The following is a 24,303-nucleotide window of genomic DNA, read 5'->3' as shown; positions in this document are numbered from 1 at the left end:
TTGCCCACGTGTTACTCACCCGTTCGCCACTGATCCACCCCGAAGGGCTTCACCGTTCGACTTGCATGTGTTAAGCACGCCGCCAGCGTTCGTCCTGAGCCAGGATCAAACTCTCCGTGAATGTTTACCCGTAATCGGGTCGACACCCGCGTTGAGCGGCACGGCAACCACCGGAATAGGGCGGCCCCGCGCACTGCGTCCTCGCTAGTGTTTGTTTCAAAAGGAATCTCCAACCCCGATCAAACGACCGAGGCCGGGGATGTCAACATATCTGGCGTTGACTTTTGGCACGCTGTTGAGTTCTCAAGGAACGGACGCTTCCTTCGAGCCGCCTTCCAGCAGGCCCTCCGGGCTTCGTTCTTTCGTGTTTCCAGCTTATCAGACGTTTTCCGCTCCGTTTTCGGGGCTTCGTTCATCCAACTCGCCGGTGCCTTTCGGGGCGTGGCGCCCTGTCCGACGTTTCAAACACTAGCCGACCCTCGCTCCGAAAAGCGAATCCAGCCGCAATCCGATAAAACGAACACGCCACATACAGACCGGGCCGAATCTGCACATGACAGATCTGCCCGAGCCGGGAAGTGTTGGTTCAGAGGATTGGCCGCCCCGGGACCGTCCGCGCTGACGCGTGTCCGGTGCTCCCAGTCGAGCGACTGGGAGACAGTACTCCTCCTCCACCCCTGAAACAAATGCCGTGGCTCAGGGGCGGGCGGCGAGGCAGTCGGTGTCCTGCGCGGGAAGAGCGCCGTCGAGGAGGTAGCGGTCGACGGCGGCGTCCACGCAGGCGTCGCGTGGTGCGAACACGCCCGCGTAGACGGTGTGGCGGTAGGCGCCGCGCAGGGTCACCAGGCGGGAGCCGGCCAGGGCGTGGTGGGCGGAGAGCTGGCCGGCGCGGGTGGCGGCCGGGTCGCCGTCGGCGCCGACCAGCAGGACGGGGACGGCGTTGCGCACCCTGGTGGGCGGTTCGGCGGGCTGTGCGGGCCAGTAGGTGCAGGGTGTGAGGTTGCGGGTCAGCGGGCCGAACAGCGGCTCGTCGGCGCGGTGGGCCTGGACGTCGCGGTAGTAGGCGAGCGGGTCGCGCGAGGCGGCACGGTCCGCGCACATGATCGCGGTCTGCACGGCGGCGGCTCCGCCTGTGTCGGGTGCTTCCAGGCCGGTCAGCACGGCCTCCAGCAGTGCGGTCGGCTCGACGGCCGTACGGCCTTCGGCGGCGTCGAGCAGGACGCGCACGACGGCGGCGAACTCCGTGTAGGCGGCGGTGTCGTCGCCGGCCGACACCGCCCAGAGCACCTGCGGCAGGGCGCGGGCGTCGACCCGGTGGGTGCCCACCGTCAGCGGGGCGCGGCCGGCGGCCAGGCGGATCCGTTCGACCGCGGCGAGCACCTCGGCAGTGCTGGTGCCCAGGTGGTGGCGGTCCTCGTGGCGGGCCGTCCACTGCGCCCAAGCGGTGAGCGCGGCGTCGATCGCGGAGCCCTGGGTGGCGGTCAGGTCGGGCCCGAAGCGGTCCGGGTCCAGGGCGGCGTCGAGCACCGCGCGTCCGACGTGCTCGGGGAACAGCTGGAGGTACACCTCGCCGAGGTAGCTGCCGTAGGAGGAGCCGAGGTAGGCGATCGTCGGCTCGCCGAGGACGGCGCGCACCAGGTCCATGTCCCGGGCGGTGTTGCGGGTGGAGACGTGCGGCAGCACGGCGCGGTACGGCGCGCAGCGGGCGGCCAGGTCCTTGGCGAGTTCGGCGGACCGGTCGAAGGTGGCGCGGGTGGGCCCGGCCGAGCCGGGGCCGCTGGTGGGCCAGCCGCAGTCGAGCGGAGTGCTGGCGCCGACGAAGCGCGGATCCATGCCGACGACGTCGTAGCGGGCGGCGAGGGCGGGCGCGGCCCGGCCGAGGGCGAGGGCGAGGTGGCGGGCGGGGACGCCGGGGCCGCCGGGGTTGTAGAAGAGGGTGCCCAGGCGGTGGGCGGGGTCGGTGGCGGGCAGCCGGGAGAGGGCGACGTCCAGGGTCCGGCCGTCCGGGTGCTGGTAGTCGAGCGGCACGGTGACCTCGGTGCAGCGGGCTCCGGCGGCGTCGAGTTCGGCGCCGGCGGTGTCCTCCGGGCCGGTCCGGCAGGCGTGCCAGGCGGGCTGTCGGCGGCGCAGCTCGGCGAGCGGGTCGGCGGCGGGGGCGGTGGCGGTCGCGGCGGTGGCTGTCCCGCCGGTGGCAGTGGTGGCGGCACCGCCCGCCGCCGGGGCGGACAGCGCGGTGAGGACGGTCAGGGCCAGCGCCGCCACTGCGGCGGCCGGCTCGGCGGTACGGATCACGGCGGTTCCCTCGGGTGGTCGGCAGGCCGTCGGAGGTGACGCTAGGGGGCCGGCCGGCCGGTCGCATCCGCCGCGGGTATCGGCCGCCTTCGCCGAACTGCGCCCACGGTTCTACGACTTCGGGATCAGGCCCCGGTGCCGTCGGCCGAGGGCACCGGGGCCTGGTAAGGGAGGGGTCCGCGACGTCGGGGAGCGGCCGCCTACTTGAACAGGTGGTCCCCGCCGGTGGCCATGCGGTGGGTCCCGCTGTGGCGGTTCACCCAGTCCCGGACGAGGTTGACGGCGTTGGCGCACTGCCAGCTGTCGTCGTACTCGCGCACGCCGGTGAAGGCGCCGTAGCCCGCGATGATGCCGTCCACCTGTGCGTCGCCGAGCAGCTTGTCGACGTACCACGGGTCGTTGTAGGTGGTCGTCCAGGACAGGGTGGCGGCAAGCCGTCCGGCGGCCCGGTCCGCGGCTCCCTTCCTGAGTTCCGCGCAGGTGTTGTAGGTGGGCTCCGTGCAGTTGCCGAAGCCCTTGGTGATGTCGCTGTCGCCGTAGTCCATCGCCCGGCGGCCGGCCGGGAAGCCGGCACCGGACCGGTCGAAGGCGCTGCGCACCTGGTCGCGGGTGCCGGTCGTGGTGATGCCCTCCAGCGGGCCGAGTTTGCCCTCCAGGCTCTTCCAGCCGCGGCCGCCGACGTCGGGGGTGCTGCCGCCGTGGTACTCGTAGAAGCCGTAGAGCACCTGGATGCCGGCCGCCGTCAGGCGCTGGGCCTTGTCGCGCAGTCCGGCGACGCTGCAGGTGCGGTTCGGCTCCTCGCCGCAGTAGTTGGGGTCCTTGATGTCCAGCCAGACCAGCGACAGCCGGCGGCCCGCGTTGGCGTTGGAGACGATGCGGTCGAGCATGCTGTCGAAGCTGGGGCCGAGCCGGTTCTCGCCGGCCGAGGAGCAGTCGTGGTAGGCGCGCCACTCGTTCGGGTTCCACCAGGCGCAGACGTCGATCTCGATGGCGTTGGCGCCGTGGTTGATCGCGGCGTCGACGCCGTCCAGGGTGTCGACCCGGTGCGCGATGGCGTAGATCGGGTGGCGCTGGTCGGCGGCTTCCGCGGGCGCGGCGCCGAGCGTGGTGGTGCCGATGATCCCGCACAGTGCCGCCGTCAGGGCGGGCAGTATCCGCACGCGTGCGCCGGGTCCGTGGTGAGTCCTCAAGCGGGTGCTCCTTCTCGCTGGCGTTCCGGTGTCGTCCGTGTTCCGACTTGTCTGCGGTCAGACAATCGATATCACCAACTGTGCGCCGACGTACGGTGAATGAGCGCTGAACGAGGCCCGCGCCCGTCCCCGTCCGTTCGGGTGCGGCCGGATCCGGCGGGTGGTGGCCGCCGTCGCGGCCGCCGGGCCCGGGGTGACGGGTGTCCGCCCTCGAACAGGCGGTCGCTCCGCGCGGGCCCAGCCGCCCCACGGGAACCACCCGTTCCGCCCGGGGCCGGTGGTTCGAATCCCTGCCCGAAGTCGGTAAGGGGCGCGGCACCGCCGGGAATCGCCGCCGACAGCGGAACCCGCACCGGTTTCCGCCATTTCTTCGCATACGTAACTATTCGCCGCCGCCGCGGGTAATTCTGAGCTGCCCGCCGAGTGAATGCGCCGACGGGATCGGAGCGGCTGTGTGCGCTCCGTCCTTCCGCGGCCCCGTTCACCCGGACGCGCTCGACCGAAGGAGACGTCACATGCCCGTCGTCCGCAGGGTGCTGCTCACGGCCGCGGTCCTCACCGCGACCGTGGTCGTCGCGCCCACCTCCTCCGCCCAGCCCCTCGCCCCCTCGGCCTCCCACACCGCCGGCACCTCCCCGCTCGCCCGCCAGCCCAGCTTCCACGCCTTCACCGGCACCGGCTTCTCGGGCGCGGACCGCTGGTTCTACGGCAACCAGGGGGCGTGCACGTACGTCGGCGACAACTGGAACGACCGGATCCGCTCCGCCCGCACCGAGGGCGGTGACCGGGTCGAACTGTGGGACAACTACGACTGCACCGGGGGCTCGATCACCATCGACGCCTCCGGCTACAGCAGCATCGGCGCCTGGGTCAGCGCCTACCGCGCCTACCTCGGTTAGGACCCGGGCGGGCCGCGCGGCGGCTCGTCGGCCGGGGCGACCGGTCGGCGGGCCGCCGTGCCGGATCGGGGACAGAAGCCGAACTGCGGCGCGACCACGACCGTTCGGACGAAAGGTAGTTGAGCACTCGTCAGGGGCACCCGAGATGCGGCCCGGGCCGCTCCCCGCCCCGTGGGGCGGCCGAACGGGCGGCGCAAGGTGAACACTTCACCACGGGACGCGCTCGTGTTAGCGTCCCACGGATGTCGAGGATTCTGGTCACCGATCTGGACGGCACCTTACTCGGCGGCACCGGGGACGACCGGCGCCGGTTACGGGACGCCCTGGTCCGCCACCCCGAGGTGACCACGGTCTTCGCCACCGGGCGCTCGCCGGCCTCCGTCCGGGAGGTCCTGCGCGATCCGCTCGTCCCCCGGCCCCGGTGGATCATCGCCGACGTCGGCGCCACCGTCGTCGACGGCACCGACTTCACGCCCGTCGGCCCGGTGCAGGACCACCTGCGGGCGGGCTGGCCCGGACCGGAGCGGGTGCGCGCCGCGCTGCGCGGCTTCCCCGGGCTCACCTACCAGCGCGGCGTCGTCCAGAACGGCCGCTGTTCCTACCACCTCGACCCCGACCGGCTCACCGACGGACTCACGGCGGCCGTCGAGGCCCTCGGCTGCGCCTGGGTGTACTCGGCGGACTGCTACTTCGACGTCCTGCCACCGGGAGCCTCCAAGGGCAACGCCCTACGGGCCCTGGCCGGGAGGCTGGGCTGGCGGCCCGAAGGGATCCTGGTCGCCGGGGACTCCCTCAACGACCTCTCGCTGTTCCGGTTCGGCGCGCACGCCGTGGTCGTCGCCGGGGCCGAGCCCGCGCTGCTCACCGCCCTGGCCGAGGACTCGCGCGTCCACCGCCCGGACCGGGCCGGCGCGGCCGGGATCCACACGGCGCTCCTGGACCTCGGCTGGATCTCCCCCGAGCCCGACTCCGGATGCTCCGTCTCCGCACGCTCCGCCTCGGTGCGCTCCGACTCCGGCGGCCCGGACCCCACCGACTCCCCAGCCCCCGCGCACCGGCACTCCCTCGTGGTGGCCTACCACCGCCCGCCGCTGCACTGGGACGGCGGGAGCTGGCAGCCGCCCGCCAGCCCCAACGGCATCCTGCCGACCCTGACCAGCGCCTTCGCCGACGGCCTGCCGGGCGTCTGGGTCACCGCCCTGACCGGCCGCGACCGGACGGCGGCGCTCCCCCCCGCCCACCTCGCTGCCGCTGTCCCCCGTGCCGCTGGACACGGCCACCTGGCGCGGCTACTTCCACGGCGCCTGCAAGGAGACCCTCTGGCCGGTCCTGATGTCCGAACCGGGCAGGTCGACCTTCGACGAAAGGGCCTGGGCCGACTACCGCACGGTCAACGCGCGGTTCGCCCGGCACATCGCCGCCCAGGCGGCCCCGGGCGCCACCGTCTGGCTGCACGACTACAACCTCTGGCTGGTCCCCGGCCTGCTGCGCCGCCTCCGGCCCGACGTCAGGACCGGGATCTTCCACCACACCCCCTTCCCGGCCCTCGACGTCTTCGCCGCCCTCCCGGTCGCCGCCGAACTGCGCCGCTCCCTGGCTCGCCTCGACTGGGCGGGCTTCCACACCGAGGAGTTCGCCGGTCACTTCCGCAGGGCCCTGGCCGGGCTGCCCGACCCGCCGCGCACCGGTGTCCACCCGCTCGGGATCGACCGGTCGGCCGTCGAGCGGCTCACCCGTCTCCGCGCACCGCACCGCACTCCGGCCGCCGGCCCGGTGGTGCTCTCGGTCGAACGCCTCGACTACGCCAAGGCCCCGGTCCAGAAGGTCGAGGCCGTCGACCTGCTGCTCTCCCGCCGGCCCGGGCTGCGCGGCCGGTTCGTCCTCCGGCTGGTCTGCGCGCCGCCCGAGCCCGGCATCACCGCGTACGACGCCACTCGCCGCCACCTCGAACGGCGCGTCGCCGAGGTGAACTCCCACTGGAAGCAAGGTACTTGGCAACCGGTCGACTACCGTCCGCACAGCCTCTCCGCCACCGGGGTCGTCGACGCTTACCTGGCGGCGGACGTGCTCTGGGTGACCTCCCTCCAGGACGGGATGAACCTGACCGCCAAGGAGTACGTCGCCGCCCGGGCCGCCCTCCTGCCCGGTGACGCGGTGCCCGGGGCCCTGGTGCTCTCCCGCCGCGCCGGCGCCGCCGCCGAACTCGGCGAGGCCGCCCTGCTCACCGACCCGCACTCGCCCGAGGACCTCGCCGCCGTGCTGGCCCGCGCCCTCGACCTCTCCCCCGCCGAACGCCGGGCCCGTCTGGAGCGGCTCTCCGAACTCCTCGGCCGGGAGCGGCCCGCCGACTGGGCCGTCCGGATCGTCCACGCCATCCGGGGCTGCTCCACCTCGGTCGCACCGCCGGCGGTGCGCCGGATCACCGGGCACCCGTCCCCGGTCCCGACGCGGCGCCCGTGAGCGGTAGCCGTCCCCGGCGTCCGCCGGGCTCCGGGCCTGATCAGCGGCGCCCGCCGGGCTCCGGGCGGGGTCAGCGGCGGCTGCCGCGCAGGGTGTAGGCGACGGCGCCCAGCACCGTGAGGCCCACGGCCACCGTCGTCGAGGTGTCGGTGCGGGGCTCCTGGACGAGCCAGGTGAGCGCCTGCTCGAACCGGGTCGGCCGGGGCCCGATCGCCACCATCAGCAGCGCCCAGCCGACGGGCGGCGCCCAGGCAGCATGCGCTCCGAACAGCGCCGCCGCGAGGGCCGTCAGCGCGGTGAGCGCCGACACCGCCAGGGCGAGGCTGCCGAAGGGCACCGCGTGGGTCGGCCGGTCGGCGGCCGCCCGGGCGGCGGCGAGCAGGCCGAACAGGACCCCGCCGAGCAGCAGCACGTGCAGTGCCCTGACCAGCCGCCAGCGGACCGGGGTGCCGCGCTCCAGCTCCTCGTCCGGGCCGGCCAGGGTACGGGCGACGGCGGCGACGCCCAGCACCACGGCGATCAGCCCGACCGCGCGCGCGGTCCCCGGATCGTCCAGCCGGTGCCCGGCCCAGGTGAGGGCGGCGGCGGCCAGGAAGACCAGGAGGGTCGCCGGGATCGCCCGGCTGCGCAGGTGCAGCACCAGGCCGCGCAGTCGCTGGGTCACCGGCCGGCCCCCTCGCCCGTCGCGACGTCACCCGTCACGGCCGCCAGTGGGTCCTGGCAGGCCAGCCCGGCCTTCCGGGCCTCCCCGATCCGCCGGTACCGCTCCCCGTCGGGCAGCGCGCGCAGGGTGTCGTGGGCCGCCCGGGCGACGGGGCCCAGCCGGTCGGCGGGCGTGCCCAGGAGCACCGCGGAGACCGCCCGGGAGGCGTCGGACGCCCGCGTCCGCCCCCGCTCGTCGGAGAAGCAGCCGAGGTCGACGACGGCGTGCTGGGCCACCAGGTCGACCACCGTGTCCGGCTCCCAGCGGATGCCGCCCTGCTGGGTCCGGTACGGCAGCTCGATCCGTACCGTTCCGGGGTCCACTGCTCCGCCCGCCGCCCTGCCGTCGTCCAGCATCCAGCTCACCGGGTCCTCCTGCACCCGGGTCGGACCGCCGGGCACCGCGGCGAAGGCGTCGAGCACCTTGCGGGCGGGCGGCAGGAGGTCGGGCAGCGCGGCGCGGTGCACCCTGGTGACGCAGACCCGGCCGTCCTCCGGTGCGCAGACCAGCTCGGTGGCCCGCGGCTCCGGGACGATCGCGCCCGAGGGCGCCACCAGCGAACCGAGCGCCAGCCCCACCACGGCCGGTGCCGCGGCCAGCACCCGGGCCCGGGTGGTCCCGGCGACGGCCAGCAGCACGCCGGTCACCCCGAGGGCGGTCAACCAGACGGCCTGGCCGGCGGACAGCGAGGGCAGCACCCGGTGGAAGTCGTCCGTCACCGGCAGCATCGGCAGCACCGTGTCCACCAGCCGGTTCGCCGGTCGGCCGTCCCGGATCTGGGCGACCGCCAGGACCAGGAACAGCAGCACCGCTCCCAGCGGCGCCGCCACCGGCGCCGGGGCCACCCGGCCGATGCCCAGTCCGAGCAGGGCCACGGCGACGACGGCGAGCAGCCCCACCGCGAGGCCCAGCGGCCACCCGCCGTCGCTGAACGTCGCGTTCCCGGAGACGATCACCACGGACCACCCGATCACCGCCGCCACCGCGACGACCGCCGCTCCGGCCACCACCACGAGGGCCGGCAGCAGCCGCACCGGGCCCGGCCGCGGTGTGGCGGCGAACAGTTCGGACACCGCGCTGCGCCGCTCCCGCCCGCCGTGCCAGATCGCGGCGGCCAGCACCACCGGCAGGCAGATCCAGGCGGTCGACCGCAGCGAGTAGACCAGCGAGGTCCAACTGGCCGCCCACTGCTGGACGTCCATCCAGAGGAAGATCCGGGCCAGGACGGCCAGCACCAGGAGCAGCGCCGGTGCGACCGAGCGCTTCGCCTCCAGGCGCGTCATGCGGAACATACGTCGTCTCCAGTGTTCTAGGGGTCGGGGAGGTGCAGGGCGCCACCGGTGCGGGGCCCTGCTTCGGGGGCGCCGACCGTACTTCAGGGGCGCCGGTCTACTTCGGGGCGCGGGCCTTCGCCTCGCGGTGCCGGCGCAGGATGGCGGAGTAGCCTCGCTCGATGTCGCTGTCGCCCGGGTCCGCGTCGGTGCCCGCGGCGCGGATCCCGTCGACGTGGCCCGCGAAGACCGTGCCGCCCTCGTCGATCAGCACGACGCTGGTGCAGGCCGCGGCGACGTCCTCGACCAGGTGGGTGGAGACCAGCACGCAGGACTGTTCGCCGATGTCGCGCAGCAGGGCACGGAACTCCAGGCGCTGGGCGGGGTCCAGACCGACCGTGGGCTCGTCGAGCAGCAGGATGTCGGGGTCGTTGACGATCGCCTGGGCGATGCCCGCCCGGCGCAGCATGCCGCCGGAGAGCGAGCCCATCCGGTCGTCGGCCCGGCCGGTCAGGTCGACCCGGTCGATGGCGTGCTGCACGGCGTCGGCCGTCCGGCGCCGCGGCACCTCCTTGAGCCAGGCCATGTATTCGACGAACTCCCGTACGGTGAACCGCCGGTAGTGGCCGAAGGCCTGCGGCAGGTAGCCCAGCCGGCGGCGCACCTCCCGCAGTTCGCCCCGACTGCGCCGGGGGGCGCCCAGGAGTTCCAGCTCGCCGCCGTGCGGGGTCAGGACGGTGGCGAGGGTGCGGATCAGGGTGGTCTTGCCCGCGCCGTTGGGGCCGAGCAGACCGTGCACGCCGGTGCCGAGGTCCAGGTCGATCCCGGCGACCGCGAGGCGGCGGCCGTGCCGGACGGTCAGTGCGCGGGCCCGGATGTGGTGGGCGTAGCGGGCGGGGGCGATCTCGGCGGCGATGCCGGTGACGGGCATGGGCGGTTCTCCTCGCGGTGCGGGTGAAGGGCGGGACGGGTGTTGCGCGTGTCGGACGGGCCGCGGCCGAGCGGGCGGCAGCGGCGGGCGGTCAGCCTCGGCGGGCGCGGGCCTCGCGGGGGTGCAGGTAGCCGGTGCGGCACAGGACGACGGCGGCGGCCAGGACGGCGGCCGCGACCGCCCACCCCGGGGCGGCCGAGTCCCGCAGGTACGACGGCACGGTGCCGCCGCCGTCCATGGCGGGGACGACCACGATCGCGGCCCACCCCGCGCCGAGTCCCGCCGCCGCGCGCTGGACGCCCAGCAGGCTGCCGAGCGCCAGGGCGGCGCAGGTCAGGGCGAGGGCCGGCAGCAGGACCAGCGCCGGCGCGGTGCCGGTGATCCAGCCGCCGACCGCCAGCGCCGGGATCACCAGGGCCAGTACGGCCACGGTCCGGCGCAGGAGCAGCCCGAGCCCCGCCCGCGGGGTCGCGGCGACCAGCTCGTGGACCGGGTCGGAGTGCGGCCCCCAGCTCAGGGCCACGCCCAGCAGCGGCATCGCCGGGGCCAGCAGCACCAGCACCGGGGAGCCGGGGTCGGCGGCCGACGACAGCAGCAGGGCGCCGAGCACGACGAGCACGAGCGCCGCGACCCACGGCCCGAACGCCGGGGCCGCCCACCGGGCCAGCCCCGCCCGTGCCCGCCGCCACCGCCGGCGGCGCACCGGCGTCAGCGGCACCACCTCCGAGAGGCGCTCGCGCACCCGCGCCACCAGCGCGGTGTCGGCCGGGCTGTGGGCGAGGGACACCCTCCCCAGCTCGGCCCGGCACGGGGCGCAGCGCTCCAGGTGCGCCTCCACCGCCCACAGCTCGCCGGTGGTGGGGGCGGTGCCCGGGGCAGCACCACCCAGGACGTAGCTCACCAGCAGCCGGTGCGGGACGTGGGCAGTCATGACAGGGCCTTTCGCAGGTCGAGGCGGGCACGGCGGGCACGGGTCTTGACCGTTCCCTCGGGGATCTTCAGCAGCGCCGCGGTCTCCCGGACGGTCAGGCCGTCGAGCACCATCGCGGTGAGCACCTGGTGCAGTTCGGGTGCGAGCCGGTCCAGGGCCGCGCCGACGTCGCCGCCGACCGCGGCTTCCAGCACCTCGTGCTCGGCCGACGGCGCCGGCGCCGGGGCGACGGACAGCGGGGGCAGCGCGCCGTGCCGCCCGCGCGCCCGGAAGGCGTCCACCAGCCGCCGGGCCGCGATCGTCCACAGCCACCCGCCGGCCTCCTCCCCGCGCATGCTGTCGGCGAACGACCCGGCCGCCCGCCACACCGCCAGGTACGTCTCCTGCAGGACTTCGGCGACGATCTCGTCGTCCGCGCAGCGTCGGCGCAGCCGTGCGGTCAGCCAGGGGGCGCTGCGCCGGTACAGCTCGTCGAAGGCGGTCGCGTCCCCGCGGGCGATCCGCCGGACCAGTTGGGCTTCGGTCATCGAGGCCGGTGAACGTTTCACGTCCTGGTCTTACGCGGTGCCCGGCGCCGCGGTTTTCCCGAGCACCGTGATCCACGTCACACCGGCCGGTTCCGCCCGCCCCCGCCCCCGGCGCGGTGCTCCGCCGGTCCCGCCCGGCGGGTGGACGGCCCGGGGGGTGCGGACGGACGGGTGCGGCGCGATGGTGGAGGGGAACGCCCGGCTCCGCCAGGCCGGGACCGCTACCGGCAGGGAGTCGCCATGGACCCGACCATCGATCCGAACCAGCTCGGGGCCGCCGCCGCGCCGGCAGCCTTCGGGGGCTACCTGGCGGCCCTGCCGCACCCGCCGATGGACCACGGGCACGGCCCGGCGAAGTCCGTCCGCACCGCGGAGTACGAGGGGCACCGGATCAGCGTCACCACGACCTACGAGATCACGGTGGACGGCCGGCCGCTGACGGCCGGGCTCGACGTGGACGACAGCGGCATGCTGTCCTGCCACGGCCTGCCCGCCTACCAGTTCGTCTCCGCGGTGGACGCCGTCAAGGTGCTGATCCACACCTATCCCGACTCGTTCCGGGGCGGCGACTGAGATGCCCGTCGTCCGCAGGAACATCCTCGAGGACACGGCCGCCCGCGACGACTACGTCCGCGGCATCGGCCTGCTCAAGCAGGAGGACAGCCGGTTCACCACCCAGCAGTTGGGCGTCCCCGGCCCGGTCGTCCCGGTCCGCACGTACGACCTGTTCGTCGTCTGGCACGGCCGGACGATGGCGACCGCGATCCCGCCCGACGGGAGCCCCCGGGTGCGCAACGCCGCCCACCGCGGGCCGATCTTCCTGCCCTGGCACCGGGTGATGCTCGGATTCCTCGAGAAGAACCTCCAACGGGTGCTCAGGAAACCGGACTTCGCCCTCCCGTACTGGGACTGGGCGGCCGACGGCGACGCCGGCTCGCCGACCGACGCCGAGATCTTCTCCCCCGCCTGCCTGGGCGGCGACGGCGACCCGGTGGCCGACGGTCCGTTCGCCTACCACCCGGCCGATCCCGCCACCTTCACCGTCCGCATCGAAGCCGCCGGCCCGGACGGCATGAAGCTGGCCCAGACCAGCCGCGGCCTGCGCCGCTCCTTCGCCCAGGAGCCGCCGTTCGGCTGGCGCACCCTCCCGACCGGCGCCGAGGTCGAGGCCGCCCTCGCGTTCACCCCGGCCGGCCCCGATCCCGCCGACCGCTACGACACCCTCGACTTCAACGCCTCCTCCCAGGGCTTCCGCAACCTGCTCGAAGGCTGGATCCCCAAGGACCCGGCCCGGCCGGTCCACCTGCACAACCAGGTCCACGTCTGGACCGGCGGCGACATGGGCCCCTCCACCTCGCCCAACGACCCGCTGTTCTACCTGCACCACTGCAACGTCGACCGCATCTGGGCGGGCTGGCTGAACCGCTACGGGCCGCTCTACGCCCCCGACATGACCGCCCCGGCGAACGTCTACCAGGGCGAGCGGATCGACGACCCGATCGCCTCCCCGCTCGGCCGCGCCGCGACCCCGCGTTCCGTCCTGGACGTGTCGGCGATCTACGGCTACGACACCCTGCCCTGAGCGCGGCCCGGCCCGCGCCGGCGTCCGTTCCTCCCGCACCCGTTGCCCGGCCCGGCCGCGCGACGGGTGCCGAAGTCGCCGGCCCGGTGGCCGGTCGGCCGGACGCCCCGCGCGCCGGCCTGCGGTGACGTGGATCACAGCGGGTTTCCCGCGGCCGGCGAAATGCGACGGCCGCCGAGGCGGTTGGCACCGGCAACCGTCTCCGTCCCGGCGCACGCCACCGCTATCCGCGAGGAATCCCCATGACCGTCACCGAGCCCGCCACCTCCCGCGCCGCCGAGATCCTGTCCCGGCCCGTCTCGATCAACGGGCTGACCGTGCCCAACCGCATCGTGATGGCGCCGATGACGCGCAGGTTCTCCCCCGGCGGCGTGCCCGGCGAGGACGTGCGCTCGTACTACGCCCGCCGCGCCGCCGCCGGTGTGGGCCTGATCGTCACCGAGGGAACGTACGTCGGCCACGAGTCCGCCGGTCAGAGCGACGACATCCCGCGCTTCCACGGCGAGGAGCAGCTGGCCGGGTGGGCCCGGGTCGCCGAGGACGTCCACGCGGCGGGCGGCACCATCGTGCCGCAGCTCTGGCACATCGGCATGGTCCGCAAGCAGGAGGACCCGCCGTTCGCCGGCGCTCCCGCCATCGGCCCGTCCGGCGTCCGGCTGGACGGCACCGAGGGAACGGGCCGGGCGATGACCCGGGCCGACCTGGACGCCGTCATCGGCGCGTTCGCCGAGGCCGCCGCGGCCGCCGAGCGGATCGGCTTCGACGGCGTCGAGCTGCACGGCGCCCACGGCTACCTGCTCGACCAGTTCCTCTGGGCGGGCACCAACCGCCGCACCGACGCCTACGGCGGCGACCCGGTCGCCCGGACGAAGTTCACGGCCGAGCTCGTCGCCGCGGTGCGCGAGGCCGTCTCCCCGGAATTCCCGGTGATCTTCCGCTACTCCCAGTGGAAGGCGGAGAACTACGAGGCCCGCCTCGCCGGGACCCCGCAGGAGCTGGAGGCGATCCTCGCCCCGCTCGCCGACGCCGGCGTCGACGCCTTCCACGCCTCGACCCGCCGCTACTGGGTCCCCGAGTTCGACGGCTCGGACCTCAACCTGGCCGGCTGGACCAGGAAGCTCACCGGCCGCCCCGCCATCACCGTCGGCTCGGTCGGCCTGGACGGCGACTTCGTCCGCGCGTTCATGGGCGAGGGCGCGGCGATCCAGGGCATCGACAACCTGCTCGACCGGCTGGAGCGCGACGAGTTCGACCTGGTCGCCGTCGGCCGCGCCCTCCTCCAGGACCCGCAGTGGGCCGCCAAGGTCCTGGCCGGCCGCTTCACCGACCTCCGCCCCTACGACGCCGCCGCCCTCCGCACCCTGAGCTGACGCCGGCGCCGCCACCAGGCCTCGCGCGGGCCGAAGCGCCCGCCCGGGCGGCGGAGGGCGGCCCTCACCGACCGGGAAGCACCGCACGGCTCCGACCCGGGAGCCGTGCGGTGCGTCGTCGAGCGGGGACGTCCGCGACGGCCGCCCGGCCGGAGCCGGGGGGACCTACCTCGGGTTCCGCGCCCGGTGGGCGGCGATCAGCTCGCGGTACCAGGCGTACGAGGCCTTCGGCGTGCGGCGCTGGGTCTCGAAGTCGACGTGGACGAGGCCGAAGCGCTGGCTGAACAGCCCTTCCGCCCATTCGAAGTTGTCGAGGAGGGACCAGGTGTAGTAGCCGCGGATGTCGACGCCCTCGGCGGCGGCCCGGGCGAGGGCGTCGAGGTGGGCGGCCATGAAGTCGATGCGGGGCCGGTCGGGGACGGTCTCCTCGGTGACCGAGCAGCCGTTCTCGGTGATGGTGATGGGCGGGAGGGCCTTGCCGTACGACTCGCGGAGTTTCAGGAGGAGTTGGCGCAGGGCGTCGGGGACGACGGGCCAGCCGAAGGCGGTGTGGGGGACGTCGGGGATGTCGACGAGGTCGAAGGGCAGGCCCGGTTCGGTGGGGGCGGCGACGCGGGTGGGGTTGTAGAAGTTGAGGCCGAGGCCGTCCAGGCCGGGGGTGTGGATGAGGTCGAGGTCGCCGGGGTGGACGGCGCCGAAGAGGTCGTCGGGGACACCGAGGGCGGACAGGTCGGGGTAGCGGCCGAGGAGCACGGGGTCGGTGAACAGCCGGTTGTGGAGGGCGTCGTAGGCCTCGGCGGCGGCCGCGTCCTCGGCGGAGGCGGTGGCCGGGTGGACCGGGGTGAGGTTGTTGGAGAGCATCGCCTCCAGGCCGCGGTCGTGGAGGACCGAGGCGGCCAGGCCGTGGGCGAGGAGCTGGTGGTGGGCGGCCGGGAGGGCCTCGAACATCAGGGTGCGGCCGGGGGCGTGGGTGCCCAGCGCGTAGCCGAACACCGTGTGCACGAAGGGCTCGTTGAGGGTGATCCAGGCGGGGACGCGGTCGCCGAGGCGGTCGGTGACGATCCCCGCGTACTCGGCGAAGCGGTGGGCGGTGTCGCGGTCGAGCCAGCCTCCGCCGTCCTCCAGGCCCTGCGGGAGGTCCCAGTGGAAGAGCGTGGGGAGCGGGGTGATGCCCGCTTCCAACAGGGCGTCCACCAGGCGGTCGTAGAAGGCGAGTCCGGCCGGGTTGACGGTGCCGGCGCCGGTGGGCAGGACGCGGGGCCAGGCGACGGAGAAGCGGTAGCCGTCGAGGCCGAGGCGCTTCATCAGCTCGATGTCCTCGGGGTACCGGTGGTAGTGGTCGCAGGCCACCGCGCCGGTGTGGCCGTCGCGAACGGCGCCGGGGCGGGCGGTGAAGGTGTCCCAGATCGACGGGCCGCGACCGTCCTCGGTCACCGCCCCCTCGATCTGGTAGGCGGCGGTGGCGGCACCCCAGCGGAAGTCCGCCGGCAGGTCGAAGCGGTCCGGCATGACAGCCTCCTGACGTGAACGTGAGGAGGACTCATGTTACTGGCGTGGTGCCGGAACACCAGAGGCCCGCGTCGGCAACTGCCGCCCCGGCGGCGGGGATCGGGCCCGGCCACCGGTCCCGGTGCGGGGCGCGGCAGGATCCGTCCTCCCGCCAGGGCAGGAGGACGGGCCGGAGGGGTCAGTGGCGGATCACCGGCGGGAGGTGCCGTTCCCGGGCGGGTGCGGTCGAGACGACCGGCCCGGTGCTGGAGGGGGTGGTCCCGGCGCGGACCGGGAGGCCGCCGGCGACGGCGTACATGGCCTCGTCGAAGGCCTGGCCGGCGGGCGGGGTCCTGCCGACGGCGAAGACCGCCACCGCCCTGCCGTTGACCACGGAGGTGGAGAGGTAGTCGCCGACCATGCGGCCCCCCGACGTGGCGGCGATCCGGGACAGCGGCATCGGGCCGGCGACGGTCTGCGGCGCGCTCCAGGTGGCGCCGCCGTTGGCGGAGGAGATGAAGCCGACCGCCAACTCGCAGGTGGCGGCGGTGCAGTCGGCGTTCGGGTAGAAGTAGTAGTACAGCCCGATCCTGGCGCCGGGGCCGGCGGTGGCGTGGTCGACGCCGATGCCGGGGATGAAGTGGTCGACGCCGCTGGTGGTGGGATCGATCGGCACCCGGGTCACGGCGGACCAGGTGGTGCCGTCGGTCGAGGTCGCGAAGACGATGTCGTTGGCCTGGCAGCCGGAGCGGAATCGGCAGTCCTGCCAGGCCACGTAGACCCTGCCGTCGGCGTCGATCTCGGCCGAGGGCAGGCCCTCGCCGTCGCGCAGGCCGCCCGCGACGCCGTGCGCGAGGACGTCGGCGACCAGCACCGTGGAGCTCCAGGACGCGCCCCCGTCGGTGGAGTTGAAGGAGCGGATCGAGGTGGTGTCGGTCGAGAACGGGACCACGACCGTGCCGTTGGGCTGCACCAACGGCTGCCCGCCGAGGCCGAGGTCGATGCCGGACGGGCCCGCCGGCGCCGACCAGGTGGTGCCGCCGTCCCGGGAGGTCGACATGATCACCTTGTTGTCGGAGGAGGGGAGGTCGACCTCGATGTAGCAGTTGCCGAAGTACCGGCTGGTGGGAGTGTTGTCGCAGACGATCCACTCCTTGTCGTAGCTCTGCCCGTCGAAGCCGACCGCCTGCACCGGGGCCTGCCAGTTCAGCCCGTCGGCGGAGCGGCTGACGGTCACCCCGGCACCGTTGAGCACCGAGTCGATGACCAGGCCGGCGATCATCCAGGTGCCGTGCCTGGCGTCGTAGGCGACCACCGGGTCGGAGGCGCGGGCCCAGCGGCCGCCGCCCTGGTGGGTGGTGAGGCCGGGCAGCATGCCGTGCTGCCAGCTGAGGCCGCCGTCGCGGGAGGTGCTCCAACCGAGGTCCGCCGCGCCGCCGTTGGTGAACCGACCGACCTGGGCGGCGGCGACGATCGTGCCGCCGTAGTCGAAGGTGTCGGGCTCCACCTCGGTGGCGTGCTGGCCGCCGGTGTCGGCGAACGGGTCGGTGCTCACCTGGACCAGGTTCGGTCCGCGGCCGTGGACGGTCAGGCTGAAGGTGGCCGTGCGGGTGGCCGAGGTTCCGGCACCGGTCACGGTGATCGGGTACGTGCCGGACGGGGTGCTCGCCGTGGTGGAGACGGTGAGCGCGGCGGGCACGCCCGCCCGCACGGCGGACGGGCTGAAGACGGCGGTGGCGCCCGGCGGCAGGCCGCTCGCCGACAGCGAGACGGTCTGCGCCTCGCCGGCCGTGACGGCCGTCGTGACGGTGGAGGTCACGGACGAGCCCGCTCGCACCATCGCCGCGGCGGGGCTGCCGGCGAGGGCGAAGTCGTCCGGAGTGGAGCCGGTGGTCCCGGCGTCGTGGTGGCCGGCCCGGGTGGTGACGGCCGGGCCGGCGTACGGGGACGCGCCGGCCGGGCCGGCGTTCCAGGCGGCGCCGGCCAGGGCGAGGGCGGCCGCCGCGACGGCGGCGAACGGCCGCCGCCAGGAGGCAGGGGTGCGCGGGTGCCTCATCCGAAGCTCCTTTGCGTGGGGGTGGGAGTGCGGACGACGAGGGGCGGACCGCGGCCGGAGGGCACGGCGATCCGCCCCGGTGGGTGGGTGCGGATCAGGACGGCGCGACGCCGTGGATCTCGTGGGGTGACGTCGCCCGTCCGGTTGTCGTCGTGGCCGAGCGGGGTGGGCGGCCGGCGGCGCCCGGTGGTGGCGGCGGCCGCCGTCCGGACCCGGCCGGAGGAGGCCACCCGACACATGAAGGGGTGAAAGACGTTCACGCGGAAGGACACGCGTGTTCGTAAATCGGAAGTGTGAACCGGGCCATGACATCACACAAGATGTGCGACCGAAACTCGTGGAACGGCCCGGCGGGGGTTTGTCCCCCCACCGGGAACGGGCATGGGGAGAGCACCCACGAGCGCCCCCCCGGCACCGGCCCGACCAGGGCCGTGGCAGGAGGCGCGCGGCTGCCCCGGGCTGCCCCTGTCGGGTCTGCCCGGCCGCCGGGCCGGTCAGGCGAGGTCGCGCAGGCGGCGGATCGGGCTCGCCGCCAGGATCACCGGGCCGGCCAGGCTGCACACCGCCAGCACGAGCAGCGCCGTACGCGGCCCCCACGCGGTGGAGGCGGCGCCGGCCAGGAGCGCGCCGACCGGGATGGCGCCCCAGGAGACGAACCGGACGGTGGCCATCACCCTGGGGAGCAGCACCGGCGGGGTGTGGGCCTGCCGGTGGGTGCGGGCGACGACGGTGGTCACCACGACGCCCGCCGAGAAGCCCGCGTTGCCGACGGCGTAGACCAGCGCCGCCCAGCCGGAGCCGGCCGCCGGGAGCAGGAAGGTGAAGAGCGCGGAGGTCAGCGCCGCCCGCCGCAGGGCGCCGCCGCTGCCGACCCGGGAGACCACCCGGGGGGTGAGGGCCGCACCGATCAGACTGCCGAGGCCGCCGGCGGCCATCAGGGCGCCGACGGTGGCGGCCGTCGCGTCGAGGGTGTCGACCAGGAACACCGGGGTGAGCGTCATCAGCCCGCCGCCGACGAGGTTGACCGCGGTGGCGTCGGCGGTGCACGGCCCGATCACCGAGTGCCGGGTGACGAAGTGCCAGCCCTCGCGGATCTGCTGGCGCATCCCCGCGCCGGCCGGCCGACCGGCGGGGCGCTCCGGGCGCGGCAGGCTGCGCAGCAGGGCCGCCGAGGCCAGGTAGCTGACCGCGTCCAGCACCATCGCGGCCGCGCCGCCGACGAGTTGGACCAGTACCCCGCCGAGCGAGGGGCCGGCCAGCTCGGTCGCGGCGCTGGTGCCGGAGAGCAGGCTGTTGCGGGCGGTCAGCTCCTCCTTGGGAACGATCGAGGGCAGGAAGGTGGAGTTGCCGACGTCGAAGACCACGCTCGCCAGCCCGTTCAGCAGGGCGACCGCCACCAGCTGCGGCAGGCCGAGCACCCCCAGGGCGGCCGCCACCGGCACCGAGGCGACGGCGAGACCGCGCACCAGGTCCGCCGCCACCTGCGTGCCGCGCAGCGGGAGCCGGTGGACCAGGACGCCGGCCGGGAGTCCGACCAGCAGCCAGGCCAGGTAGCCGGCGCCGGTGACCAGGCCGACCTGCCAGGCCGTCGCGTGCAACGTGAGCACGGCGATCAGCGGCAGGGCGACGCCGGTCACCTGGTCCCCCAACCGGCTCACCAGCGATCCGGCCCAGAATCGCCGGAACACCCCTGCCGGAGCGCCGAGTTGTGGCTCGAACTCCGCTCCGCGGACCTCCACCGCCGCCGTTCGCGTCGTCGTGTCCACCCTCGGTCCCACCCCTTCCGTCGCAACCCGTCCACCCAGCCCCGACCCCCGTTCCCCGAGCCGCCCCCGGCCCGTCCCCGGCCCGCCGATCCCCGCCCGTCGATCCACCGGCCGCGCTCAGGCGGCACGGCGCGGAACGGCGGATTCCCGCTGCGCGATCCCCCAGGCCGGCTGCCGGTCGCGGGAGCCACAACTCATCTCCGCCACCGGCGAGTCGACCGACCCGCGGCGCGCGGGTCCACGGCAGCGGCCCCCAACCCCCGTACCGGTCGGCCGTGTTCGCCGGGCACGCCCGCAGCCCCTTCCCGGCCGCTCTGCGACGCCGACGTCCAACTGGCCGCGGCACCGCGCCTGCCCGACTTACGGGCCGCGGGCACCGACCGGTTCAGGGGCCCGCCCTCGCGCCGGGGGCCGCCCGCACCGCCTGTGGCGTCCGCTACCCGGTGATCGACCCGGCGGGGTCCATGGCGGACGTCCTCGCCCCGGTCGACGGGCTCGCGACACACTGATGACGGGCCTGCTCCGGCCACGTCCCGACGCACCGGGCGTCCGCACAGCCGCCCGGGTCTGACGTGCCCCTGCCCAACTCACCCGACGCTCACACCCCGGGAGCCGAAACCCGCCGCGGCCGCCCCACGACAAGCCGGCCGACCGACCGCCCCCGCTCGCCCCGCTCGGGTCGGCTCGGCCCGGCCCGACCCGGCCCAGGTCGGGTCGGCTCTGCTCGGTCCGGGTCGGCTCGGCTCGGCTCGCAGCCGCCCACGTCGGAGGACTACCGGACGACCCGCTTCCAGATTGTGACGTGACCCTGTCTAGTTCGTTCCCGTCCTGGTGTGGTGGGATGAGCCCCACGGGGATGAACCGCTGACGGGGGTGTGTGCTGGTGCGGAGTGGATGGCTGCGGGAGCTGGACGGGGACGCGGCGTGCCTGACGGCCGTGGGGCTCGTCCGGCTGGGGGCGCAGGACCGGTTGGGCACGGAGGACGGGGCGCCCGGCTGGGTGGGCGGACTGCGGGCCGCCGCCTTCGCCGACGCCTGGCTGGCGTTCGGCGACGGGCCCGCGTCCGGGCTGCGGGTGCCCGCGCCGGCGGTGCTGCGGGCCGTGGTGGCCCGAGCGGCGGAGCTGGTGCTGCGCTCCTGCCGGGAGGACGGGCCGGCGGCGCTGGAATGGCTGGGGCAGCGCTCGGCGGAGGCCCGCGAGCGGGCGCAGCGGGAGGGCGCCTCGCACCCGGCCGAACCCTGTGCGCTGACCCTGGTGTGGCACGGGGTCCAGGCGCTGACCGCCGAGGACGGGCCGGGCCACGCCCGCCGCATCGAGGAGCGCGGCGAGGCGTACGTACGGGACCGGCACCGCCGCCGGGACACCCTGGCGCTGGTGCTGTGCTGCACCCGGATCGCCGCGTCCGCGCTGGTGGACCTGTGCGAGGACGATCCGCAGCGGATGGCCGGTTGGCTGGAGCAGGACGCGGCGCGTTCCATGCCCCGCGGCGGCCGGGTGCCGCTCTGGGTGCCGGGCCGGCCCGCCCAGCAGCCGGGCTGAGCGGGCGGGCTGCGCGGGCGGCGCGGAGGGGCGGGCTGCGCGGACGGGCCGCGTGATGGGGCTGCTCGTCGGCCGGTCAGGCCTCGTCGAGCAGCCGGGCGACCTCCGTCATGGCCCGCCCCAGCGGCAGGTCGAGCCGGAGCCCGGCGAGTTCGTCCCCGCGCGTCGGCCCCTGGTTGACGATCGCGACCGGCAGCCGCGACCGGGCGGCGCGGCGCACGAAGCGCAGCCCGGACAGGACCGCCAGGGAGGACCCGAGCACCACCAACGAGCTTGCCGCGTCGACCAGTTCGTAGCAGTGGTCGACCCTGGGCGGCGGGACGTTCTCGCCGAAGAAGACCACGTCGGGCTTGAGCACGCCACCGCAGTCCGTGCAGGCGGCGACCCGGAAGCCGTCCACCAGCGGCTGCGGCAGCTGCGCGTCGCCGTCCGGGCGCAGCTGCGCCCCTGGCCGGCGGAAGCCCCGGTTGAGCTCCTCCAGCCGCCGGTCCAGTTCGGCCCGGGTGCTGGTGCGGCGGCAGCCGAGGCAGACCACCCGGCGCAGGCCGCCGTGCAGTTCGACGGCCTCCCGGGTGCCGGCCGCGTGGTGGAGGCCGTCGACGTTCTGGGTGATGACCGCCGCGACGTGCCCGGCCCGGCGCAGCCGTTCCACCGCGTGGTGCCCGGCGTTGGGCCGGGCACCGGCGATCGCGGGCCAGCCGGTGTGGCTGCGGGCCCAGTAGCGGCGCCGGGCGTCCGCGCTGCCGGTGAACTCCTGGTACGTCATCGGGGTGCCGCTGCGGCGGCGGCCGGTGGCGCCGCGGTAGTCGGGGATGCCGGACTCGGTGGACAGGCCCGCCCCGCTGAGCACCACGGCGCCGCGCCGGTCCAGCAGCCGTACCAGCGCTTCCAGCTCCTCCCCCGGCGGGGCGGCCGGCCCGCCCGGGTGTTCGAACGCGTCCATACCGTCGAGGTTAGACCGACGTCCCGGGCGTCCCGTTCCGGTGGGGCGGCTCCTCGGCCGCGCCGGTGGCGAAGGCCGTGATCCGTTCCAGCGGCGGGTCCCAGCCCCGGGTGGTGTCCACCAGCAGGCAGGGGGCGTCCAGGGCGATCGGCACCCAGGACTCGATCGGCCGCTCGCCGCGCGCGATCCGGCGCAGCAGTTCGCCGTCGGCGTGGACGGCGCGAACGGGCGCCTCGGCGGCCCTGCGGACGATCCGCTCGCGGGCGGCGTCGGGGTGGACGGTGCAGCGCACGACGCGCAGCTCGGCGAGGCCGACGAGCGGCGCCAGGCCGGGCCGCCACAGCCGGTCCTGGTAGGCCGCCTCCGCCACCAGGTCCGTTCCCGCGCGCAGGTGCCCCTCGATGGTGCGGAAGAACTCGGTGAGGGCCCGCCGGTCCAGGTCCTCGACCGGCGCCTCCCGGGCGGCGGCCATCCGCTCCTTGATCTCGTCCCGGCAGACCGCCGGCCGGCCGAGCGCGTCGGCCAGGGCGTGCGCCAGCGTGGTCTTGCCCGCGCCGGGCGGGCCGCTCACGACGAGCAGCCGCGGGCGTCGGTCCGCGGTCGGGCGGCGGAGTTCCGTTGGGAGCGGGTGCGCGGCCGAGCGGCGGTCCGCGGTCGGGGGTGGCGTCACGCCTGGTGAGTCTGCGCGAGAACGGCCGCCGCCCGCCACCGTCGAAACCCGGCCCGGCACCGTCATCCCCAGCCCGGCACCGGCGGCAGCGGCCACGCCGGCGGTACCGGCAGCGGCCCGTCCGCCCGCAGACCCGCCGCCGGCCCGCGCCCCGACAGCCAGCCGAGCAGGGCGTGGCCGGGGCCACGGACGGTGGGGCCGACCGGGGCCAGCGGCCAGTCGCGGCCGAGGTCGGTGGCCGTCAGCCGGGCGACCGGGAATCCGCGTGCGGCCAGCGCGGCCGCCGTCCCGTCGAGCGTCCGGGCGACGTACCCGGTGGGCCAGTCGGCGGTCGAGCGGCCGAGACCGAGGTCGAGGTGGTGGGTTTCGAGCTCCCGCCACGCCCGGTGCAGGGTGAACCAGGCCGGGTGCCGCCAGCCCGCGAGCGCGGACACCAGGACGGGCCACCGCTCGGCGGGCATGCTGTCCGCCTCGGTGAGCATCCCGTCCAGGCTCCCGCGCAGGTCGGCGACCAGCTCCACGGCTCGCCGCCCGGCGCCCTCGTGCAGCGCCCGGTCCAGCGCGGCGGCATCGGCGCGCGGCCCCGGCGCGGTGCCGGTCCGGGCCACGGCCAACAGCCACCGGTACGCGTCGGCGCTGCGGGCGAGGTGGGTGAGGACGTGGCCACGGCTCCAGCCGGGCAGCGGCGAGGGCTCGCGGGCCTGCCGGTCGGTCAGGGCGCCGGCGGTGGCGAGGAGCCGCCCGGCGGAGGCGCGCACCTCGGCGAGCAGTGCGACGACCTCGGCCCCGTCGACGCCTGCGGAAGCCGACACGGACGGGGTCACGGCACGACGCGTCACGGGCGGCGCCCCCAGGCGGAGATCATCGGCGCGGTGGCCAGGTCCAGCCGCCCGGCGGCGACGTTGGCCAGGTGGCGGTCGATCTCCTCGTCCGTCGCGAGCCCCTCCCGCACCAGCGGTCGGCGGATCTGCCGGACCGTCGCGTCCTCCAGGACCGCGCAGGCCGGCGAGGTGATCGGGAAGTACGCGTCGGCCCGGACGTCGACCAGGCCCGCCTCGCGCAGCGCCCTGGGCAGCGTCCGCCCGTACGCGAGGTCGGCGCCGCGCCCGGCCATCAGGGTGCGGAAGCCGGTCCGCAGCCGGTTGGCGAGGCGCTCGTCGGGGCCGGACTCGTCCGGGCAGAGCAGCGGTTGCAGGCTCGGGTCGGCGTCCTCCAGGAGCAGCCGGCCGCCGGGGCGCAGCGCCCGCACCATCCGGCGCAGGGCCTCGGCGCGCTCGGCGACGTGCACCAGCACCAGCCGGGCGTGCACCAGGTCGAAGCCGCCGGGCGGCGGCGGGTCGGCGGCGACGTCGTGGCGCAGCACCTCGATCACGCCGCCGGCGGCGGGAGCGGTCCAGGAGACGTCGATGTCGGTGGCGACCACCGCGCCGGTCGGGCCGACCCGCTCGGCGAGCCCGAGCGGCACCGAGGGGCCGCCCGCGCCGACCTCCCAGCAGCGCATGCCGGGGCCGATCCCGAGGGCGTCGACGTGCCGGAAGGTCACCGGGTCGAACAGCTCGGCGAGGGCGGCGAACCGGACGCCCGCCTCCGGCCGGCGGTTGTCCAGGAGGTAGCCGCGGTCGCTGTCGTGCTCAGCCATGCCGGGATTCTCGCAGGCGGCGGAGCGGCCGGGCGGAGCGGCCAG

General features: G+C 75.4%; 20 protein-coding genes, 1 rRNA gene and 1 pseudogene (1 of these 22 only partly in view). 7 read left to right on the top strand and 15 right to left on the bottom strand.

What is annotated here, in order from left to right; genetic code table 11:
- From ACZ5GH_RS31825 to ACZ5GH_RS31815, 3 genes are all read right to left on the bottom strand, one after another.
- A 16S ribosomal RNA gene (locus tag ACZ5GH_RS31825) occupies positions 1-121 on the bottom strand; it reaches 1,403 nt to the left of the window's first position.
- A gap of 575 nt (positions 122-696) precedes the next feature.
- On the bottom strand, positions 697-2,292 hold the full coding sequence (locus ACZ5GH_RS31820; protein ID WP_464336003.1) for an alpha/beta hydrolase: 1,596 nt from the start codon (positions 2,290-2,292) through the stop codon (positions 697-699).
- Positions 2,293-2,492: 200 nt separating this feature from the next.
- Positions 2,493-3,482, bottom strand: a complete 990-nt coding sequence (locus ACZ5GH_RS31815; RefSeq protein WP_387759293.1) for a PI-PLC domain-containing protein — start codon at positions 3,480-3,482, stop codon at positions 2,493-2,495.
- A gap of 515 nt (positions 3,483-3,997) precedes the next feature.
- On the opposite strand from ACZ5GH_RS31815, the gene ACZ5GH_RS31810 reads away from it, so the two are divergent.
- The 3 genes and pseudogenes from ACZ5GH_RS31810 to ACZ5GH_RS31800 all read left to right on the top strand — a co-directional run bounded on the left by ACZ5GH_RS31810 (position 3,998) and on the right by ACZ5GH_RS31800 (position 6,841).
- The gene (locus tag ACZ5GH_RS31810; protein ID WP_387759292.1) at positions 3,998-4,381 is read left to right on the top strand and encodes a peptidase inhibitor family I36 protein; all 384 of its coding nucleotides are present in this window, start codon (positions 3,998-4,000) and stop codon (positions 4,379-4,381) included.
- Between the two features lie 242 nt (positions 4,382-4,623).
- Positions 4,624-5,253: pseudogene (locus tag ACZ5GH_RS31805) on the top strand (HAD family hydrolase); the annotation flags it as partial.
- A 388-nt stretch (positions 5,254-5,641) separates the two neighbouring features.
- Complete coding sequence (locus tag ACZ5GH_RS31800; RefSeq protein WP_464336002.1) at positions 5,642-6,841, top strand: alpha,alpha-trehalose-phosphate synthase (UDP-forming); 1,200 nt, start codon at positions 5,642-5,644, stop codon at positions 6,839-6,841.
- 70 nt (positions 6,842-6,911) lie between these two features.
- On the opposite strand, the gene ACZ5GH_RS31795 is transcribed toward ACZ5GH_RS31800, so the two are convergent.
- From ACZ5GH_RS31795 to ACZ5GH_RS31775, 5 genes are all read right to left on the bottom strand, one after another.
- Entirely contained in the window at positions 6,912-7,505 is a 594-nt protein-coding gene (locus ACZ5GH_RS31795; RefSeq protein ID WP_387759290.1) for a hypothetical protein, read from the bottom strand.
- Positions 7,502-8,836 (bottom strand): hypothetical protein, encoded by a 1,335-nt coding sequence (locus ACZ5GH_RS31790; protein ID WP_464336001.1) that lies wholly within the window; start codon positions 8,834-8,836, stop codon positions 7,502-7,504. Before ACZ5GH_RS31790 ends, ACZ5GH_RS31795 begins: the two co-directional genes overlap by 4 nt.
- 97 nt (positions 8,837-8,933) lie before the next feature.
- Complete coding sequence (locus ACZ5GH_RS31785; protein ID WP_387759286.1) at positions 8,934-9,746, bottom strand: ATP-binding cassette domain-containing protein; 813 nt, start codon at positions 9,744-9,746, stop codon at positions 8,934-8,936.
- 91 nt (positions 9,747-9,837) lie between these two features.
- Positions 9,838-10,677 carry a zf-HC2 domain-containing protein gene (locus tag ACZ5GH_RS31780; protein ID WP_464336000.1) on the bottom strand — a complete coding sequence of 280 codons (840 nt, stop codon included), beginning with the start codon at positions 10,675-10,677 and terminating at the stop codon, positions 9,838-9,840.
- Positions 10,674-11,204 carry an RNA polymerase sigma factor gene (locus ACZ5GH_RS31775; protein WP_387759283.1) on the bottom strand — a complete coding sequence of 177 codons (531 nt, stop codon included), beginning with the start codon at positions 11,202-11,204 and terminating at the stop codon, positions 10,674-10,676. Before ACZ5GH_RS31775 ends, ACZ5GH_RS31780 begins: the two co-directional genes overlap by 4 nt.
- Positions 11,205-11,444: 240 nt before the next feature.
- Here ACZ5GH_RS31775 and ACZ5GH_RS31770 point away from each other — a divergent pair, with 240 nt between their 5' ends.
- The 3 genes from ACZ5GH_RS31770 to ACZ5GH_RS31760 all read left to right on the top strand — a co-directional run bounded on the left by ACZ5GH_RS31770 (position 11,445) and on the right by ACZ5GH_RS31760 (position 14,156).
- Complete coding sequence (locus tag ACZ5GH_RS31770; protein WP_387759281.1) at positions 11,445-11,777, top strand: hypothetical protein; 333 nt, start codon at positions 11,445-11,447, stop codon at positions 11,775-11,777.
- A gap of 1 nt (position 11,778) precedes the next feature.
- Complete coding sequence (locus ACZ5GH_RS31765) at positions 11,779-12,786, top strand: tyrosinase family protein (protein WP_464335999.1); 1,008 nt, start codon at positions 11,779-11,781, stop codon at positions 12,784-12,786.
- Positions 12,787-13,028: 242 nt separating this feature from the next.
- Positions 13,029-14,156 carry an NADH:flavin oxidoreductase gene (locus ACZ5GH_RS31760; RefSeq protein ID WP_464335998.1) on the top strand — a complete coding sequence of 376 codons (1,128 nt, stop codon included), beginning with the start codon at positions 13,029-13,031 and terminating at the stop codon, positions 14,154-14,156.
- 165 nt (positions 14,157-14,321) lie between these two features.
- On the opposite strand, the gene ACZ5GH_RS31755 is transcribed toward ACZ5GH_RS31760, so the two are convergent.
- The 3 genes from ACZ5GH_RS31755 to ACZ5GH_RS31745 form a co-directional block, all read right to left on the bottom strand.
- On the bottom strand, positions 14,322-15,665 hold the full coding sequence (locus ACZ5GH_RS31755; protein ID WP_387759277.1) for a GH1 family beta-glucosidase: 1,344 nt from the start codon (positions 15,663-15,665) through the stop codon (positions 14,322-14,324).
- Positions 15,666-15,843: 178 nt separating this feature from the next.
- A complete protein-coding gene (locus tag ACZ5GH_RS31750) occupies positions 15,844-17,700 on the bottom strand; it encodes a sialidase family protein (RefSeq protein ID WP_464335997.1) in 1,857 nt (618 codons plus the stop codon).
- A gap of 494 nt (positions 17,701-18,194) precedes the next feature.
- Positions 18,195-19,388: an MFS transporter gene (locus ACZ5GH_RS31745; protein WP_464336907.1), complete on the bottom strand. Its 1,194-nt coding sequence runs from the start codon at positions 19,386-19,388 to the stop codon at positions 18,195-18,197.
- A 961-nt stretch (positions 19,389-20,349) separates the two neighbouring features.
- On the opposite strand from ACZ5GH_RS31745, the gene ACZ5GH_RS31740 reads away from it, so the two are divergent.
- Complete coding sequence (locus ACZ5GH_RS31740; protein ID WP_464335996.1) at positions 20,350-21,006, top strand: hypothetical protein; 657 nt, start codon at positions 20,350-20,352, stop codon at positions 21,004-21,006.
- A gap of 76 nt (positions 21,007-21,082) precedes the next feature.
- Here the strand turns inward: ACZ5GH_RS31740 and ACZ5GH_RS31735 are convergent, their stop codons facing one another.
- The 4 genes from ACZ5GH_RS31735 to ACZ5GH_RS31720 are packed head-to-tail and all read right to left on the bottom strand — an operon-like array spanning position 21,083 to position 24,258.
- On the bottom strand, positions 21,083-21,949 hold the full coding sequence (locus ACZ5GH_RS31735) for an NAD-dependent protein deacetylase (protein WP_464335995.1): 867 nt from the start codon (positions 21,947-21,949) through the stop codon (positions 21,083-21,085).
- A 10-nt stretch (positions 21,950-21,959) separates the two neighbouring features.
- Entirely contained in the window at positions 21,960-22,685 is a 726-nt protein-coding gene (locus ACZ5GH_RS31730; protein ID WP_464336906.1) for a P-loop nucleotide/nucleoside kinase family protein, read from the bottom strand.
- A complete protein-coding gene (locus ACZ5GH_RS31725; protein ID WP_387759266.1) occupies positions 22,682-23,431 on the bottom strand; it encodes a maleylpyruvate isomerase family mycothiol-dependent enzyme in 750 nt (249 codons plus the stop codon). Before ACZ5GH_RS31725 ends, ACZ5GH_RS31730 begins: the two co-directional genes overlap by 4 nt.
- Before the next feature lie 23 nt (positions 23,432-23,454).
- The gene (locus ACZ5GH_RS31720; protein ID WP_387759265.1) at positions 23,455-24,258 is read right to left on the bottom strand and encodes a methyltransferase domain-containing protein; all 804 of its coding nucleotides are present in this window, start codon (positions 24,256-24,258) and stop codon (positions 23,455-23,457) included.
- Positions 24,259-24,303 lie beyond the last annotated feature (45 nt).

The sequence above is a fragment of the Kitasatospora sp. Xyl93 genome, from assembly GCF_055383135.1.
Note: the sequence above shows the minus strand (reverse complement) of the source record. Positions and strands in the feature narration are given on the sequence as shown.